Source organism: Lysobacter antibioticus (assembly GCF_000731095.1).
GTDB classification, from domain to species: domain Bacteria; phylum Pseudomonadota; class Gammaproteobacteria; order Xanthomonadales; family Xanthomonadaceae; genus Lysobacter; species Lysobacter antibioticus_B.
On sequence record NZ_JMTZ01000030.1, the window covers coordinates 70,195 to 85,465 of the forward strand.

Here is a 15,271-nt window from a genome sequence, read left to right on the forward strand (position 1 = left end):
TCGGTGCGGGGCGCCGGCAGTTCGAAATTCGCCGTATGACCACGCCAGCAGCGGGCTGCACCATGAATCTGCGACTGGTGCGCCGCCACGGCATCAACACTGATCCATCAGACGCTATTGGCAAGCTTCGGCAACAGAAAGAACCCGACCGCCACGGCCCCGAGCAGGAAAAAGCCGACGTGGTAGTTGACGATGGCGAGCGACGAAACCCAGTACAGCTTGGACTCGGGCGACTTGGCGCGAAGCACTGTCGATAGCGCCAGCGCGGCAGACACCAGCAGCGCGCCGAAGCACAACAGCGCGCTGTTCTGCATCAGCGAGACGGTCGTGACCGAGAACGCGGGCGTATGACCTCCCAGAGAGGCTGGATAGGCCGAGGTATAGCTGGCCAGTACGTCGGTAGCGATCGTATGCGCCGCAAACAGGACGGCACAGCTGGCGAGGTAGAAGAGCGTGGTCAGGACTACCTTGATCATTCCATTGCACCTCGTGTCCAAATCGAGCCACGGATAGCGCGATCCTGCCAGACGCCTGCGACCTCGTCGATCGACGGCTACCGCGCCTGCGGATGGTACCCGGGCGGAGGCCATCGCAGACGGCGGAGTCCTGATGGCACGCCGGGGTCGTCGGCATCGGTCGTCAGCCAGAGCCTGCCTTGTTCATCGAAAGCGATTCCCTCCACCTTGAAGCCGCCGTCCAACTGGCCCGTCCACGCCACCTTGCCGCTCGGGTCGCAGGCTACCAACACCGCCCCGGCGCATCGACCGTCGTCGTAGGCATTCGAGGTATTTTCCGCCACGGCGCTGAGCAACCAGCCGCCGTCCTTGAGAGGAGTCGCATCGGTAATGCCGATAGGCACCTCGCCTATCCGGCCCAGATCGAGTTCGGCGAAACGCACCGGCGGCACCTCTGCCGCGCCCTCATCGGTCAGTAGAAAATCGATCACCAGGCCCAGGTCGAGGCGAAAACATCCGTTCACCGGCGCGCTCCGGTTCGCCCGGCTGAACAAGCACAAGTCGTCGCCCTGCACGAGCCCGGCCTCGATGTTCAACTCTCCGACATGACGGCGCAGCACCTCATGCAGTCGCGCCAGGGAAACCGCTCGCACGGCGCCCTCAACGCTACCGCTCGCGGCAAGGCCGACGACATAGGCGAAGTCGCGTTGCGCGCGCGAACCGGAGCCCCAGGCAATCAACATCGGCGCACGACCCTTGTCCCCCGGCACATGGAAGAGCGCCTCCAGGTCTCTCTTATGGCGCTTCCGCTCCGCGGGATCCGTCGGCAGCGGCGCGTCCAGCAGCGGCAACATCCGCAACGCTCCGGCCTCTACATCGGCGCTTCGCAACGCGACCAGGTGATGCTCGTCGTCGGCGACGATGTAGAACCAATCGCCCACGATCGTCAGGCCGCTGGCCGAGCTGATATGCGGCTGTCCCCGGGGATGCGAGGCCGGGTCGATTTCCAGGGAGCGAACTAGCGTCGAGAGGATCATTGCTGGAGGGAATACGAGATTTCGCATTATGTCCACTCAGGGTCGTGGGCGGCCCTGGTTGGCCAATGCCCCGCTGCGTAACGGCCATGATACGTCGCTGGACCGACGCACCCGCTTCTCTCACCCGGCAATGAGGCGGCTAGGAAGACAGGCACCGTCGGTTCTGCGGTACGCCTTAGCCACGCTCCAGCCTATGGGGATCTGAGCAATCCGGAATCTACTTCGGTTGCCGAATGATGCCTTCGACATGGCGGGACAAACCGGGGCTTGCGAAGCTGCTCTCGGCCGCAAGCCGTGTGCCGGAAAAGGAAATGGGGCTCCATAGAGCCCCATCTGGTTACCAACAACGGCCGTGCGCCCAATTAGCGCCTACAGGGGCCATCCACAGCTATGGGCTTTCCCAGAAGCCCCTCCTCCGCATCGGGCGAGAGGGGCTGTTCCTGATGCTGCCGTCGAAGCCGGCGATTTCGAGCGGCAGTTTACTGATAGCGCGCAACGACGAAGGTCGCTGGCGAGTTGCCATAGCCCGCTACTACGATTTTGCCGTCGCCTTGCAGGGCGAGCCCTTGAACAGCGGCATTCGCGCTGCCGACGCTGGTGGCGACGGGCCCGAAGCCGGTGTCCTGGTTGCCGTACTGGTCGTAACGATTCAAGGTCAACTGGCGGTAGCTGCCCGCCTTGGAGTAGCCGCCGACAATGATTCCCCCGTTGGCGTCGATGGCGACATCGCTGCCGATCGCATCGCCGCTGCCGATAGCGGTAAGGACCTTGCCGGTGCCGGATCCAAAGTAGCTGTCCAGCGCGCCGGTGCTCGTGTAACGAACGGCAGCAAATCGGTAGTAGCCGGCGCTCGTGCTTTTCGCGTAACCAGCAGCGACGATGTTGCCATCGCTTTGAATCGCCAGCGAAGTGGCGATGGCGGAGTTGCCGGTGGAAGTGCCGTCCACATTGGTCAGGACTTTACCGCCGGTGCCGAACGTGGTGTCCAGCGCGCCATTCGTGGTGTACCGCGTCAACGCGAAGACGGTGCCGCCGCTCGACGCGTAGCCGGCCAACACGGGTTTGCCATCCGCCTGGACGACCAGGCTGTTGGCGAAGGCAGAGCTGGTACCCACCGTCGAGGTGACGGTGCCGGAACCGCTGCCGAAGCTGTAATCCAAGGTCCCGCCGCTGGTAAGACGCGCCAGCGCAAAGCCGGAACCGGCATAGCCCGCAACCCAGATCGAGCTGCCCTGTACGGCAACGGCGTTGGCTTCCGAAGCGCCCGCGTAGAAATTGACGGTCGCCTTGCCCGAGCTGCCGAAAGTGGTGTCCAGCGAACCGTCCGTGTTGTAGCGATAAACGGTGAAGTTGCGGGTGGAGGTGAAGTTCGGGCACGAGGTGCCTGCGACGACGATCTTGCCGTCCGCCTGCAGGGCGAGTGCGCGCGCCTGTCCCGAGCAACTGCCCGATGGCGTGGTGGTGACCTTGCCGGTGCCGTTGAAGCTCGTATCCAGCGCGCCACTGGTCGTATAACGCGCGAGTGCGAACTCGCCGAGGGCGGTCTGGCCGGCGGTGACGATCCGTCCGTCCGGCTGGATGACCACCCGGGCGGCAGCGCCGTAGTTGCCGAATGCCGCGGAGGTGATGCCTGCCGAACCGAACGTCGGGTCCAGCGAGGCGGCCTGTGCGGGTGTTGCAAGTGCGCTGATGGCGCTGATGGCGATGCCAAACGATATCTTCATCGTGTCGCTGATCACTGCTGACTCTCCTTGTTGACTGCGATTGAATCCATTCTTGGCTCGACTCATACACCGCCGCCTGCCGTACAGCGGCGGTGTGACGAGTGCGCAAGATATTGCAGGCGGCTGCGAGGCGGCGCTGCTTGCCAAAGGTATCCGTGTTTGATTACGGCTATCGCGCAAGTAGCCGTGCAGCGCGGTGTGGATTGATCTCTCGCATTGACGGTCCGTTCCCGTAGTCGCACTGCCCTTTTACTGCCCCTGTTTCCCGGTTCAGAACATGCTTATGTATGCGATGCCGAACTGGCTCCAGGCTCTGCGCGACATTCACTGGATACCCCGTTGCTAAGTGTGCCCCAGGCAAGTCTCCGTCGTTGAGACGTTCCGGAGACAGCGACCACCCAACGCTTGGGTGCACTGAACCCAATCTTTCGTAGCCACCGTAGTCCGCTTTAGGCAGAAGCAGTTCGTCAAAAAAGAGTGGGGCTCCGGAGAGCCCCACAGGTACTGGCAACTTCTAGGCAACCGTATTAGCGACTTCTGGGTCCCCACAGCGGCTTAAGGCTCGCGCATATCAGATGCACTTCGTCGCGAGCCAGGCCACCCTCACCCGCACTTCGAATACCCGCAATTCAAGCAGGTCGCGCAGCCGTCCATCAGGACCAGGGCCTTGGTGCTGCACTTGTGGCACAGGGTCGCGGTCGGCGGGAAGGAGGCGCCTTCGCCGGTCACGGCGACGTCTTCGCTGCGCGACTCGACGGCCGCGGATGCGGCGGCCGGGGTTACGTCAGAGTTTTTTTTTGAGCCGCGCTGCTCGTAGGCGGCGCGCTTTTCGGCGATGAGGGCGCGCTGGGCGTCGCTCATTTCCGGGTCGTGGATCATGCCGATCGACTTGAGGTGGTCCTCGACGATGGCGCCCATCTCGGCGACCAGAGACGGCATGTAGACGCCGCCGGCCTTGAAATAACCGCCGCGGGGGTCGAACACGGCCTTCATTTCGTCGACCAGGAAGGTCACGTCGCCGCCCTTGCGGAACACGGCGGACATGATGCGGGTCAGCGCGACGATCCACTGGAAGTGGTCCATGTTCTTCGAGTTGATGAAGATCTCGAAGGGACGGCGCGACTCGTGCTCGGTGCCGGCGTTGAGGACGATGTCGTTGATGGTGACGTACAAGGCGTGCTCGAACAGCGGCGATTTGATCTTGTAGGTGGAGCCGATCAGGATCTCGGGGCGCTCGATGCGCTCGTGCATCTGGATGACGTCGGCGACCGGCAGTTCGTCGGCCTTGGCGGCCGCGGCGGCGCTGGCTGCGGAGGCCTTCGCGGCTTCCTTGGTCTTGTCTTCCAGGCTGACGACGCTGTAGCCCTTGATTTTCTTTTCGATCTTGACGGCCATGGGCCCGACTCCTGGTGCTTCGTGCTTGTTCTTGTGTGGTGGCGCTGAACGGGTGACGCGGATACCTCAGGGGACCGGACGGTTCCGGCCGGCGGCCGTCGCCCCGACCCTCTCCCGCGACGCGGGAGAGGGCGGAAACGCGAGGCGCCTATCGATCAACGCTTCTTCGCGGCTTTCTTGGCGGCCTTCTTCGCCGGCGCCTTCTTCGCGGTCTTCTTTACCGCAGCCTTCTTGGCGGCCTTCTTCACTGCAGCTTTCTTGGCGGGCGCCTTCTTGGCCGCGGCCTTCTTCGCCGGAGCCTTCTTGGCGGTCGCCTTCTTGACGGCCTTGGCCGCCTTCTTCGCTACCTTCTTGACCGCCTTGGTCGCCTTCTTCGCGGCCTTCTTCACGGCTTTCTTGGCCGTGGCTTTCTTGGTCGCTTTCTTGGCGGCCTTCTTCGCAGCCTTCTTGGCCGGCTTCTTGCCGGTGGCCTTGGCCTTCAGCGCGGTCGCTTCCTTCTTCGCCTTGGCGCTGGCGGTCGCGAGCTTCTTCTTGGCCGTACCGACGGCCTTCTTGGCGGCCTTGCGGGCCTTGGTCGCGGTCTTCTTGACCGAAGCCACGGCTTCCTCGGCGCGGTTGGCGATGGCGCTGCCGATGTTGGACGCCGTTTCTTTGACGTTCTCGGCGGCCTGGGTCAGGGTCGCCGTCACTCCATTACCGTTGCTCATGGTGCCCTCCTCGTGGGCGTTTTTTCTAATGGGCGGTACGTACGCGGTACGTGTAATCGGGGTCTTGCCGGAGCGATGCTATACCTGCTGCGCGGGCGTAGACAGGGGTCGGTCTTCAGCGCCCGAGGCCGTCGCGGCGAAACCTGGCGGATGAACGCGGAATCGGCCTGAATTCCGCGTCCGGCGTAACGGCCGCCGTGCCCGTACTGCGTGATCGTACTGACTTGCCGCGCGCGCCCGGCGGACCGGGCGGGCGCTCAAGTGCGCCGATCAGAACTTGCCGTAATAGCCTTCCTTGAGCGCGTCGAACAGGTTCGCGGCGGTGTGCATCTCGCCGTCGTACTCGATCTGCTCGTTGCCCTTGACCTCCAGCACGCTGCCGTCTTCGAGCTCGAAGCGGTAGGTGGTGTTTTCCAGGTCGGCTTCCTTGACCAGCACGCCCTGGAAGGCGGCCGGGTTGAAGCGGAAGGTGGTGCAGCCCTTGAGGCCCTGCTCGTGGGCGTAGCGGTAGATGTCCTTGAAGTCCTCGTACGGGTAGTCCGTGGGGACGTTCGCGGTCTTGGAAATCGAGCTGTCGACCCACTTCTGCGCGGCCGCCTGGACGTCGACGTGCTCCTTCGGGGTGATGTCGTCGGCGGAAATGAAGTAGTCGGGCAGCTTGGCCTCGGCTTCCTCGCTGAACGGCATCGCCTTGGCGTTGATCAGCTCGCGGTAGGCCAGCAGCTCGAAGGAATAGACGTCGACCTTTTCCTTGGACTTCTTGCCTTCGCGGATGACGTTGCGGCTGTAGTGGTGGGCGAACGAGGGCTCGATGCCGTTGGAGGCGTTGTTGGCCAGCGACAGGGAAATGGTGCCGGTCGGGGCGATCGAGCTGTGGTGGGTGAAGCGGGCGCCGATGTCGGCCAGTTCCTCGACCAGCTCCGGGGCCACACCGGCCACCCGCTGCATATAGCGCGAGTACTTGGCGTGCAGGACCTTGCCCGGGATCTCCTGGCCGATCTTCCAGCCGTCGGCCTTCATCTCCGGGCGCTTGCGCAGCATCTCGGCGGTGACGGCGAAGCGCTCTTCCATGATCGGGGCCGGGCCCTTCTCCTTGGACAGGGCCAGGCCCATTTCCCAACCGGCCACGGCCATTTCGCGGGCGATGCGGTCGGTGAACTCGCAGGACTCGGCCGAACCGTACTTCATGCACAGCATGGTCACGGTGCTGCCCAGGCCGAGGAAGCCCATGCCGTGGCGGCGCTTGCGCATGATCTCGGCGCGCTGCTGTTCCAGCGGCAGGCCGTTGACCTCGACCACGTTGTCGAGCATGCGGGTGAACACGCGCACGACTTCCTTGTATTCCTCCCAATCGAACTCGGCCCGGTCGGTGAAGGCGTTGCGGACGAATTTGGTCAGATTGACCGAGCCCAGCAGGCAGGCGCCGTACGGCGGCAGCGGTTGCTCGCCGCAGGGGTTGGTCGCGCGGATGGTCTCGCACCACCAGTTGTTGTTCATCTCGTTGACGCGGTCGATCAGGATGAACCCGGGCTCGGCGTAGTCGTACGTCGAGACCATGATCATGTCCCACAGGTGGCGCGCGCGGATGTGGCCGTAGATCTTGCACGCGACCAGGCCGTCCTCGCGGACCACGTAGTTGCGGGTAGTCGGCCAGTCGCGCCAGACGACCTGGTTCGGGTCTTCCAGGTCGACGTCGCCCTGTTCCTTGATGTTGACCGGGAACACCAGCGGCCAGTCGGCGTCGGTCTTGACCGCCTCCATGAAGCCGTCGGTGATCAGCAGCGACAGGTTGAACTGGCGCAGGCGGCCGTCTTCGCGCTTGGCGCGGATGAAGTCCTTCACGTCCGGGTGGCTGACGTCGAAGGTGCCCATCTGCGCACCGCGGCGGCCGCCGGCCGAGGACACGGTGAAACACATCTTGTCGTAGATATCCATGAAGGACATCGGACCGGAGGTATAGGCGCCGGCGCCGGCGACGAAGGCGCCGCGCGGACGCAGGGTGCTGAATTCGTAGCCGATGCCGCAGCCCGCCTTGAGGGTCAGGCCGGCTTCGTGGACCTTCTCGAGGATGCCGTCCATCGAGTCTTCGATGGTGCCCGAGACGGTGCAGTTGATCGTCGAGGTGGCGGGCTTGTGCTCCAGCGCGCCGGCGTTGGAGGTGATGCGGCCGGCCGGGATGGCGCCGCGGCGCAGCGCCCAGACGAAACGCTCGTACCAGTACTGTTGCTTCTCGGCGCTGGGCTCGGCGTCGGCCAGGGCGCGCGCGACGCGCTGGTAGGTGGCGTCGATATCGCTATCGACCGCTTCGCCGCTCTTGGTCTTGAGGCGGTATTTCTTGTCCCAGATATCCTGGGACGCGGGTTGCAGGGCGATGTCTTTATCTGCCACCGCGTTCTTGACCGCCTCGAGGCGCACCGTGCTCATGCCTGTTTCGTCTCCTGAATCTTGACGGCGGGCCGTTCGGTTGCGCCCGCCATCGGTGGTTTCTTTTTGTACGTGGTAACCGGGGTTTATCTAAAGCCGGTGTCTGTCTGAGGTGGTGCGTGTTGCGGGTGGAACGGGTCTTCGTCGAGACCTGGGTCGAATCGGTAACCGGGGCGTTGCGTTCGCTCTACTGCCGTCAGCTGATCCATGTATCTATCGAGTCGCGCGTGTACAGCGTGTTGCGGGATGTAGCGGTTATTGCCGCCTGGCGCCGGCAGGCCGGAACCGGGTGTCGGAGCCGCCGCCCGCCCCCCGCCGACGGCGACGCACGCGTTCGCGTTGATTACGCGCCACGTGCGGTATTTGGCTGGTCTTTGCGGTTCGCGCCTGTTCCCGTCATGCGCCCGCTCGCTATCAAGGCTACGCACCGACCGACCCAAGCTGAACCCCTATGCTTGGGCTCCTTCCACGAAGCCGACCACTAGATGTTGTGGCGCCGCAGAGACTTCAAGCTACGCCCGGTGTTTCTGGAAGTCAACGGCTTTTTGATGGCTATCACGCTTTGTCGGTGTTGGCGCGGTCACGCATTCCAATTTCGGCGCGACCCGGTGCGGCGTCCGCGCGGACGCCGTGGCGACACGATACGCGCGGGTACTTCATCGGCTATTTATTCGCATTCTCCGACACTGGCCGCGACACTGAACAAGATCGCTCCGACGCGGTCCAAGCTCCTGCCGGCGCCCCCTGCCGGCGCGCGGGCTTGATCGCCCGCGGCAGCGCCACGATCTGGGTTCTGCCCTCTTTCCCTTCCACCGTTGACCGGAACAGCGACTCGATGCGCCCCTTGCCGACCCTGCTGACCCTTGCCCTCGCCGCCGCCTTCGGCGGCTTCGCCGCCACCGCGATCCGCGAGGGGCTGCAAACGCCGGCCCAGGCGTCGCCGGCCGCCGCGGCCCTGCCGCTGCCGACCGCGGGCGCGTTGCCGGCCTCGGTCGGCGGCCAGCCGGTGCCGTCGCTGGCGCCGATGCTGCAGCGGGTCACCCCGGCGGTGGTCAGCGTGCACACCAAACAGACCGTGCGCATCCGCAACCCCTTCGCCAACGACCCGTTCTTCCGCCGCATGTTCCCGAACATCCCACAGGAGCGGATCAACGAATCGCTGGGCTCGGGCGTGATCATCGACGCCAAGAACGGCTACGTGCTGACCAACCATCACGTCATCGAAGGCGCCGACGAGGTCTCGGTGACCTTGGCCGACGGCCGCACCATCAAGGCCGACTTCGTCGGTTCCGACCCCGACACCGACATCGCCCTGATGCGGGTGCCGGCGCAGAACCTCAGCGCGATCAGCCTGGCCGACTCGGACGCGCTGCGGGTCGGCGATTTCGTGGTCGCGGTCGGCAACCCCTTCGGCATCGGCCAGACCGTGACCTCGGGCATCGTCTCGGCGGTCGGCCGCAGCGGCCTGCGCGGCCTGGGCTACCAGAACTTCATCCAGACCGACGCCTCGATCAACCCGGGCAATTCGGGCGGCGCGCTGGTCAACCTCAACGGCGAGCTGATCGGCATCAACACCGCCAGCTTCAACCCGCAAGGCAGCATGGCCGGCAACATCGGCCTGGGCTTCGCGATCCCGGCCAACCTGGCGCGCAACATCAAGGACCAGCTGATCGCCAACAACGGCGTCGTGCGCCGCGGCAGCCTCGGCCTGGAATCGCAGGACGTGACCCCGCAGCTCGCCGCCGGCCTCAAGCTCGGCGAACCGCGCGGCGCTCTGGTCTCGCGCGTGTTCGCCGGCAGCGCCGCGGCCGCGGCGGGCCTCAAGCCCGGCGACGTCATCCTGACCGCCAACGGCCAGCGCGTCGACGGCCGCGACGCCTTGCGCAATTTCGAAGGCCTGCAGGCGATCGGCAGCAAGATCGCCTTGGAAGTGCTGCGCGACGGCCAGCCGCTGCAGCTCACCGCAAGCCTGCGCGAACAGGCCAAGGCGCTCGCCGGCGCCGAACTCGATCCGCGCCTGGGCGGCGCGACCTTCGCCGAGCTGCCCGAACGCCTGCGCCAGTCCGGTTTCTCCGGGGTGGTGGTCGAAAGCGTGGCCCGCGGCAGCCGCGCCGAAAAGAACGATCTGCGCAAGGATGACGTCATCGTGGCCGCCACCAGCGGTCAGTTCGACGATCTTCCGGGTTTCCGCGCGAGCTTCACGCGGGCTCCGGCACAGTTGGTATTGCGAATCGTGCGCGGCAATCGTCGCGGCGATCTGCAGATGCAGTAACGTCGCGGGGCATCCTGCGCCGTTGCCATCGGCATGAATGCGCGTCGCACCGCGGCGCGATCCGATCAATGCCGCCGAGGGCCGGGACCGCCCGGCACGTCGACGGCCCGCTCGAACCCTGGACTCGTTCAGCGGTTCATCCATGCAGCACGGAGGAACACCACGATGACCCCCACTTCGACCGACGCCATCAAGACCAACCTCGGCCAGGCCGGCACCCACCTCAAGCAGGCCGCCAGCGACGCAGGCGAAGCCATCCGCAGCGCCGCCGGCGTCGCGGGCGAGGAGCTCAAGCTCGGCAAGGCCAATGTGAAGTCCGACCTCGCCGACAGCGCGCTGGCCGGCATCGCCGCCGCCGAACATGCCGGCGGCGCCGCGCGCGAGCAGGTCGACGCACTCATGGACAAGGGCCGCGACCTGATCGAAAGCGCCGCCGAACTCGTGCGCGAACGGCCGCTGGCTTCGTTCGGCGTCGCCTTCGCGGCCGGCTTCATCATCGCCAAGCTCGCCCGCGGCAGCGACAAGTAAGCGTGAGCGACCCCAGCCGCAGCGGTCCGGACTCCGCTTCGGGCGGCGACGACAGCCCCGACGCTGCCGGGCGGGGCCGGGGGCCGTCGATCGAGGACTCGTACCGCGAGATCCGCGACGCCGGCCGCGAAGGTCTGTCGGCGGCGATCGACACCGGCCGCGCCCTGCGCGGTCTGTTGATCGCCGACTTCGCCCTCGCCCGCAGCGCGCTCGGCCGCGCCTTGCTCTGGGTCAGCGTGGCGATCGTGTTCGGCGCCTCGTCCTGGCTGCTGTTGATGGCGGCGCTGATCGCGCTGCTGCAGGGCGTGCTGGGCTGGTCGTGGTTGGCCTCGATGTTGGCCGCGGCCGGTTTGAGCCTGGTGGTGACCGCAGTCGGGGTCTGGCAGGCGCTGCATTACTTCGAGTTCACCCGCCTGCACGCCACCCGGCGCCAATTGCGGCGCCTGGGGATGGGCGACCTCGACGACGAGGAACTGCAGGCGCATCTGGCCGCCGACGCCGGTCACGCGGCCCGCTATCACGGCAAGGACGACGGGAAGGCGCCATGAGCCGGTTCGAACGACTGCAACGACGCGTGCACAAACGCGAACACCTGCTCGAAGGCCGCTACGAGCAGGCGCTCGAACGCAAGGCCTTGCTCAAGGCGCGTTGGCACGAGGCCTGGACGCCCGGGCGGATCGTCGTCGCCGGCCTGGTCAGCGGCTTTTTGATGGGGCGCGCCGAGCCGGCCAAGATCGCGGCCAAGAGCAGCAACCTGATGCAGATCGTCACCATGCTGTCGGGCCTGTTCGCCGGCAGCAGCGCACAGAGCGCGGCCGACCAGGCAGCCAGGGCCGCCGGTGAGGCCGGGCATGCCGCCGGCCAGGCCGGACACGCCGCCGACAACGCCGAGGCCGTCGCCGAAGCCAGCGGCGCGGTCGCGCCCGGGCTGACGACAGTGGCGCCGCCGCGGACGACGGCGCACAGTGCGCGCAACGACCGCACCGAATCGATCGAGCCTTGAGCACCTCCGCACCGCAACCGCCTGCCGCGCCCATCGAGCCGGATTCGGCCGAACCTCCGCCGGGCGATAGCGCGCCCGAGCCCGAACCCGCCGCAGCGGCGACACCCGCCGCAGCGACGCGCCCGAAGGCGCCGGTGCCGCTGTACGTACTCGCCGTGCTCGCGGTCGGCTTCACCCTGTGGGCCGCCCAGGAACTGATCCTGCCGATCCTGTTGGCGGCCTTCTTCGCCCTGGTCGGCAACCCGATCCTGCGCCTGCTGCAGAAGCTCTATCTGCCGCGCGTGATCGGCGCGGTGGCGGTGATCGTCGGCGGACTGGCGATTTCCGGCGTGCTCGCCCTGCAACTGGTCGAGCCGGCCAGCGAGTGGGTGCGCCAGGTGCCGCGCGAGATGAAACAACTGGCGCCGAAACTGCGCGAGATGACCAAGCCGATGCAGGAAGCCAATCGCGCCGCGCAGAACATCGCGCGCGCCGCCGGCGGCGAAAGCACCAGCAAGCCGGTGCAGGTGATCAAGACCGAACTCAACGATCCCTACCGCGCGCTGACCTCGACGCCGAAATACATCGCCCAGGTGCTGGCAGTGGTGCTGCTGACCTTCTTCTTCATGGTTTATGGCGAGTCCCTGCAACGCAACGCGATCGCGCTGCTGCCGGGGCCGCAGCAGAAAAGACTGACCATCGACATCCTGCATTCGATCGAGCACGAGATCTCGCGCTACGTGCTCACCATCACCCTGATCAACAGCGGTCTCGGCCTGGCCCTGGCCGGCGCGCTGTACGCGCTCGGGGTGCCGCTGCAGGAGTCGTTGCTGTGGGGCACGATGGCGGCGATCCTCAACTTCGCCCCCTTCGTCGGCCCGCTGATCGGCATGCTGATCATGCTGATGACCGGCCTGGTGGCGTTCGACGAATTGCTGCCGTCGCTCTTGCCGGCCGGCGTCTATCTGCTGCTGCACGCGATCGAGTCGCAGGCGGTCACCCCGATCGTGCTCGGCCGCAGCATGCGCCTGTCGCCGCTGGTGCTGATCCTGGCGCTGATGTTCTTCGGCTGGCTGTGGGGCATCATCGGCCTGCTGCTCGCCGTGCCTATGCTGGTCTGCGTGAAACTGGTGCTGGCGCGCATCGAGGGCATGGAAGGCTGGTCGAAGCTGCTGGAGTGACGCGACGGCGATCCGCGCGCCGCTCCGCCAGGGCCGGCCTTGGCGTACGTTCCTGAATACCGCAGCACGACGGCAGCCGCCCGTCCGCGGCCTCGTGCAGCACATTATCCCGCCCCGATCCGCCCACCCCTGTCGGCGTTTCCTGCGCGGCATCGCCCAAACCCCGGACCGCGGCGCGCTAAAATGCCGCCATGAGCTTTCCCGTACGCGCCATCACCCTCGACCTCGACGACACCATCTGGCCGATCGGCCCGGTCATGATCCGGGCCGAAAGCGTCCTCGACGCCTGGCTGCGCCAGCACGCGCCGCGCGCCGCCGAGCGTTTCCCGATCGAAGCCATGCGCGAGCTGCGCGACCGCATCGCCGCCGAGCGCCCTGACCTGGCCCACGATTTCACCCAGCAGCGCCGCCTGACTCTGGAGCACATGCTGCGCGAGACCGGCGAAGACCTCGCCCTGGTCGCGCCGGCCTTCGACGTGTTCTTCGCCGCGCGCTGCGAGGTCGAGCACTACGCCGACAGCGAGGAAGCACTCGCGCGCCTGGCCGCACGCGTGCCGCTGGCCGCGTTGAGCAATGGCAACGCCGACCTGCAACGCATCGGCCTGATGCCGCTGTTCCGCTTCCAGCTTGGCGCGCGCGAGCACGGCCGCGCCAAGCCCGACGCCAGCATCTTCCACGCCGCCTGCAGCCGCCTCGAAGTCGAGCCGGCGCAGGTGCTGCATGTCGGCGACGACATCGAGATGGACATCGTCGGCGGCGCCCGCGCCGGCCTGCGCACCTGCTGGATCAACCGCGAAGGCCGGCAATGGCCGCACGCCGAACTGCGCCCCGATCTCGAATTCACCACCCTTGCCGCCCTGGCCGACTGGCTGGACACGGCGCATCGCACGGATACCGCTGCCGCATGACTTTGCCCCTGGGTTTCACCGACGACGCCAGCGACGCCCTGCCGCTGGTCCTGGTCAGCCGCGCCTCGCTCAAGACCTGGCGCGAAACGCTGGCCGATTCGGCCGTGGCCTGGCTCGACGCGCAAGGCTTCGACGGCACGCCCGGCAGCACCGTGGTGGTTCCGGGCGGCGACGGCCGCATCGCCGCCGGCGTGCTCGGGGTCGGCGATCCGCTCGATCCGTATTCCTACGGCCATGCGCCATTCGCGCTGCCGGCGCGCACCTGGCGCATCGAAGGCCAGCACGACGCCGCCACCCTGGACGCACTGCGCCTGGGTTGGGGCATCGGCAGCTATCGCTTCAGCCGCTACAAGGCGCCGCCGCGCGCGCCGGCGCAGCTGCTGGTCGACGCGCCCCCGGAAGGCGGCAACGAAATCTTCGACCTGGTCGCCGCGAGCTGGCGCGTGCGCGACCTGATCAACACCCCGACCGAGCACATGGGCCCGGCCGAGCTGGAAGCGATCGCGCGCGAGATCGCCGCGCGCCACGGCGCCGACATCGAGGTCGTAACCGGCGACGAGCTGATCGCGCAGAACTTCCCGGCGATCCACGCGGTCGGCCGCGCCTCGCACCGCGCGCCGCGGCTGATCGCACTGCGCTGGGGTAACCCGGCGCATCCGCACATCGCCCTGGTCGGCAAGGGCGTGTGCTTCGACACCGGCGGCCTCGACCTCAAGCCCGCCGAAGGCATGCGCTGGATGAAGAAGGACATGGGCGGCGCGGCGCACGCGATCGCCCTGGCCGAGTTGATCATGGCGCGCAAGCTGCCGCTGCGGATCACCCTGCTGGTGCCGGCGGTCGAGAACGCGGTCGGCCCGGACGCGTTCCGCCCCGGCGAAGTCATCGCTACGCGCCAGGGCGTCAGCGTCGAGATCGACAACACCGACGCCGAAGGCCGGGTGATCCTGTGCGACGCCCTCACCTATGCCGGCGAGCAAGCGCCGGAGCTGCTGCTGGATTTCGCCACCCTGACCGGCGCGGCGCGCATCGCGCTCGGCCCGGACCTGCCGGCGCTGTTCGCCAATCGCGACGAACTCGCGGCCGAATGGCTCGATGCCGGCATCCAGCAGCGCGACCCGCTGTGGCGCATGCCGTTGTGGCGCCCCTACCTGCGTTACCTGACCAGCCACATCGCCGACCTCGCCAACGGCGGCCCGTCGAAGATGGCCGGCTCGGTGACGGCCGCGTTGTACCTCGAGCGTTTCGTCCCGGCCGAGCTGCCCTGGGCGCATCTGGACGTTTACAGCTGGAACGACGCCGACCGCCCCGGTCGCCCGGCCGGCGGCGAGGCCCAGGGCCTGCGCGCGGCTTACGCCATGCTCAAGGCGCGCTCGGCGCGCTGACCGCCCGGCAATGCGGCGGGGGCGTCCCGCCGCATCCAGTTGCTTGGCCAGGGACCGCACACACACCGCAACCTCGCACGCAGCGCTCGTCCCGGCGCGAATCCGCAAGCCCTGCACAAAACGGATGGCGCCCGCGAATTGGCGCGGAAGTCGTGTATCGCCGCGCGCAAAGAGCGTGAAACCATGACGTTTGTCATGAAAAACCGCCGACACCGGCGCTGACAAAAACTGACTTTCTGCACGTTGGCGCGCAAGGGCTACCGCAGTCACACTAGC

Annotated in this window: 13 protein-coding genes; 7 read left to right on the forward strand and 6 right to left on the reverse strand. The window is 66.8% G+C overall.

The features are described from left to right. Window positions 1–107: 107 nt before the first annotated feature. The 6 genes from EX88_RS0110980 to EX88_RS0111005 all read right to left on the reverse strand — a co-directional run bounded on the left by EX88_RS0110980 (window position 108) and on the right by EX88_RS0111005 (window position 7,742). On the reverse strand, window positions 108–476 hold the full coding sequence (locus tag EX88_RS0110980) for a hypothetical protein (RefSeq protein WP_031372037.1): 369 nt from the start codon (window positions 474–476) through the stop codon (window positions 108–110). 77 nt (window positions 477–553) lie between these two features. Further along, complete coding sequence (locus tag EX88_RS0110985; protein WP_051884955.1) at window positions 554–1,492, reverse strand: DUF6910 family protein; 939 nt, start codon at window positions 1,490–1,492, stop codon at window positions 554–556. Window positions 1,493–1,971: 479 nt separating this feature from the next. Next, window positions 1,972–3,231: a delta-60 repeat domain-containing protein gene (locus EX88_RS0110990; protein ID WP_031372039.1), complete on the reverse strand. Its 1,260-nt coding sequence runs from the start codon at window positions 3,229–3,231 to the stop codon at window positions 1,972–1,974. A gap of 588 nt (window positions 3,232–3,819) precedes the next feature. Beyond that, on the reverse strand, window positions 3,820–4,611 hold the full coding sequence (locus tag EX88_RS0110995) for an NrdJb (RefSeq protein ID WP_031372040.1): 792 nt from the start codon (window positions 4,609–4,611) through the stop codon (window positions 3,820–3,822). A 155-nt stretch (window positions 4,612–4,766) separates the two neighbouring features. Then, on the reverse strand, window positions 4,767–5,318 hold the full coding sequence (locus tag EX88_RS26520; protein ID WP_031372041.1) for a hypothetical protein: 552 nt from the start codon (window positions 5,316–5,318) through the stop codon (window positions 4,767–4,769). A 270-nt stretch (window positions 5,319–5,588) separates the two neighbouring features. Continuing rightward, the gene (locus EX88_RS0111005; protein ID WP_031372042.1) at window positions 5,589–7,742 is read right to left on the reverse strand and encodes an adenosylcobalamin-dependent ribonucleoside-diphosphate reductase; all 2,154 of its coding nucleotides are present in this window, start codon (window positions 7,740–7,742) and stop codon (window positions 5,589–5,591) included. Window positions 7,743–8,577: 835 nt separating this feature from the next. On the opposite strand from EX88_RS0111005, the gene EX88_RS0111010 reads away from it, so the two are divergent. From EX88_RS0111010 to EX88_RS0111040, 7 genes are all read left to right on the forward strand, one after another. Then, a complete protein-coding gene (locus tag EX88_RS0111010) occupies window positions 8,578–10,014 on the forward strand; it encodes a Do family serine endopeptidase (protein WP_031372043.1) in 1,437 nt (478 codons plus the stop codon). Between the two features lie 165 nt (window positions 10,015–10,179). Next, window positions 10,180–10,542 (forward strand): hypothetical protein, encoded by a 363-nt coding sequence (locus EX88_RS0111015; RefSeq protein ID WP_031372044.1) that lies wholly within the window; start codon window positions 10,180–10,182, stop codon window positions 10,540–10,542. A 2-nt stretch (window positions 10,543–10,544) separates the two neighbouring features. Continuing rightward, window positions 10,545–11,090 (forward strand): hypothetical protein, encoded by a 546-nt coding sequence (locus tag EX88_RS0111020; protein ID WP_031372045.1) that lies wholly within the window; start codon window positions 10,545–10,547, stop codon window positions 11,088–11,090. Then, window positions 11,087–11,545, forward strand: coding sequence for a hypothetical protein (locus tag EX88_RS24515; protein ID WP_051884957.1), 459 nt, complete (start codon window positions 11,087–11,089; stop codon window positions 11,543–11,545). The genes EX88_RS0111020 and EX88_RS24515 overlap by 4 nt, the downstream gene beginning before the upstream one ends. A gap of 32 nt (window positions 11,546–11,577) precedes the next feature. After that, window positions 11,578–12,705: an AI-2E family transporter gene (locus EX88_RS0111030; protein ID WP_031372047.1), complete on the forward strand. Its 1,128-nt coding sequence runs from the start codon at window positions 11,578–11,580 to the stop codon at window positions 12,703–12,705. A 191-nt stretch (window positions 12,706–12,896) separates the two neighbouring features. After that, the gene (locus EX88_RS0111035) at window positions 12,897–13,613 is read left to right on the forward strand and encodes an HAD family hydrolase (RefSeq protein ID WP_031372048.1); all 717 of its coding nucleotides are present in this window, start codon (window positions 12,897–12,899) and stop codon (window positions 13,611–13,613) included. Continuing rightward, window positions 13,610–14,995 (forward strand): leucyl aminopeptidase family protein, encoded by a 1,386-nt coding sequence (locus EX88_RS0111040; protein ID WP_031372049.1) that lies wholly within the window; start codon window positions 13,610–13,612, stop codon window positions 14,993–14,995. Before EX88_RS0111035 ends, EX88_RS0111040 begins: the two co-directional genes overlap by 4 nt. The last annotated feature ends 276 nt before the right edge of the window (window positions 14,996–15,271 follow it).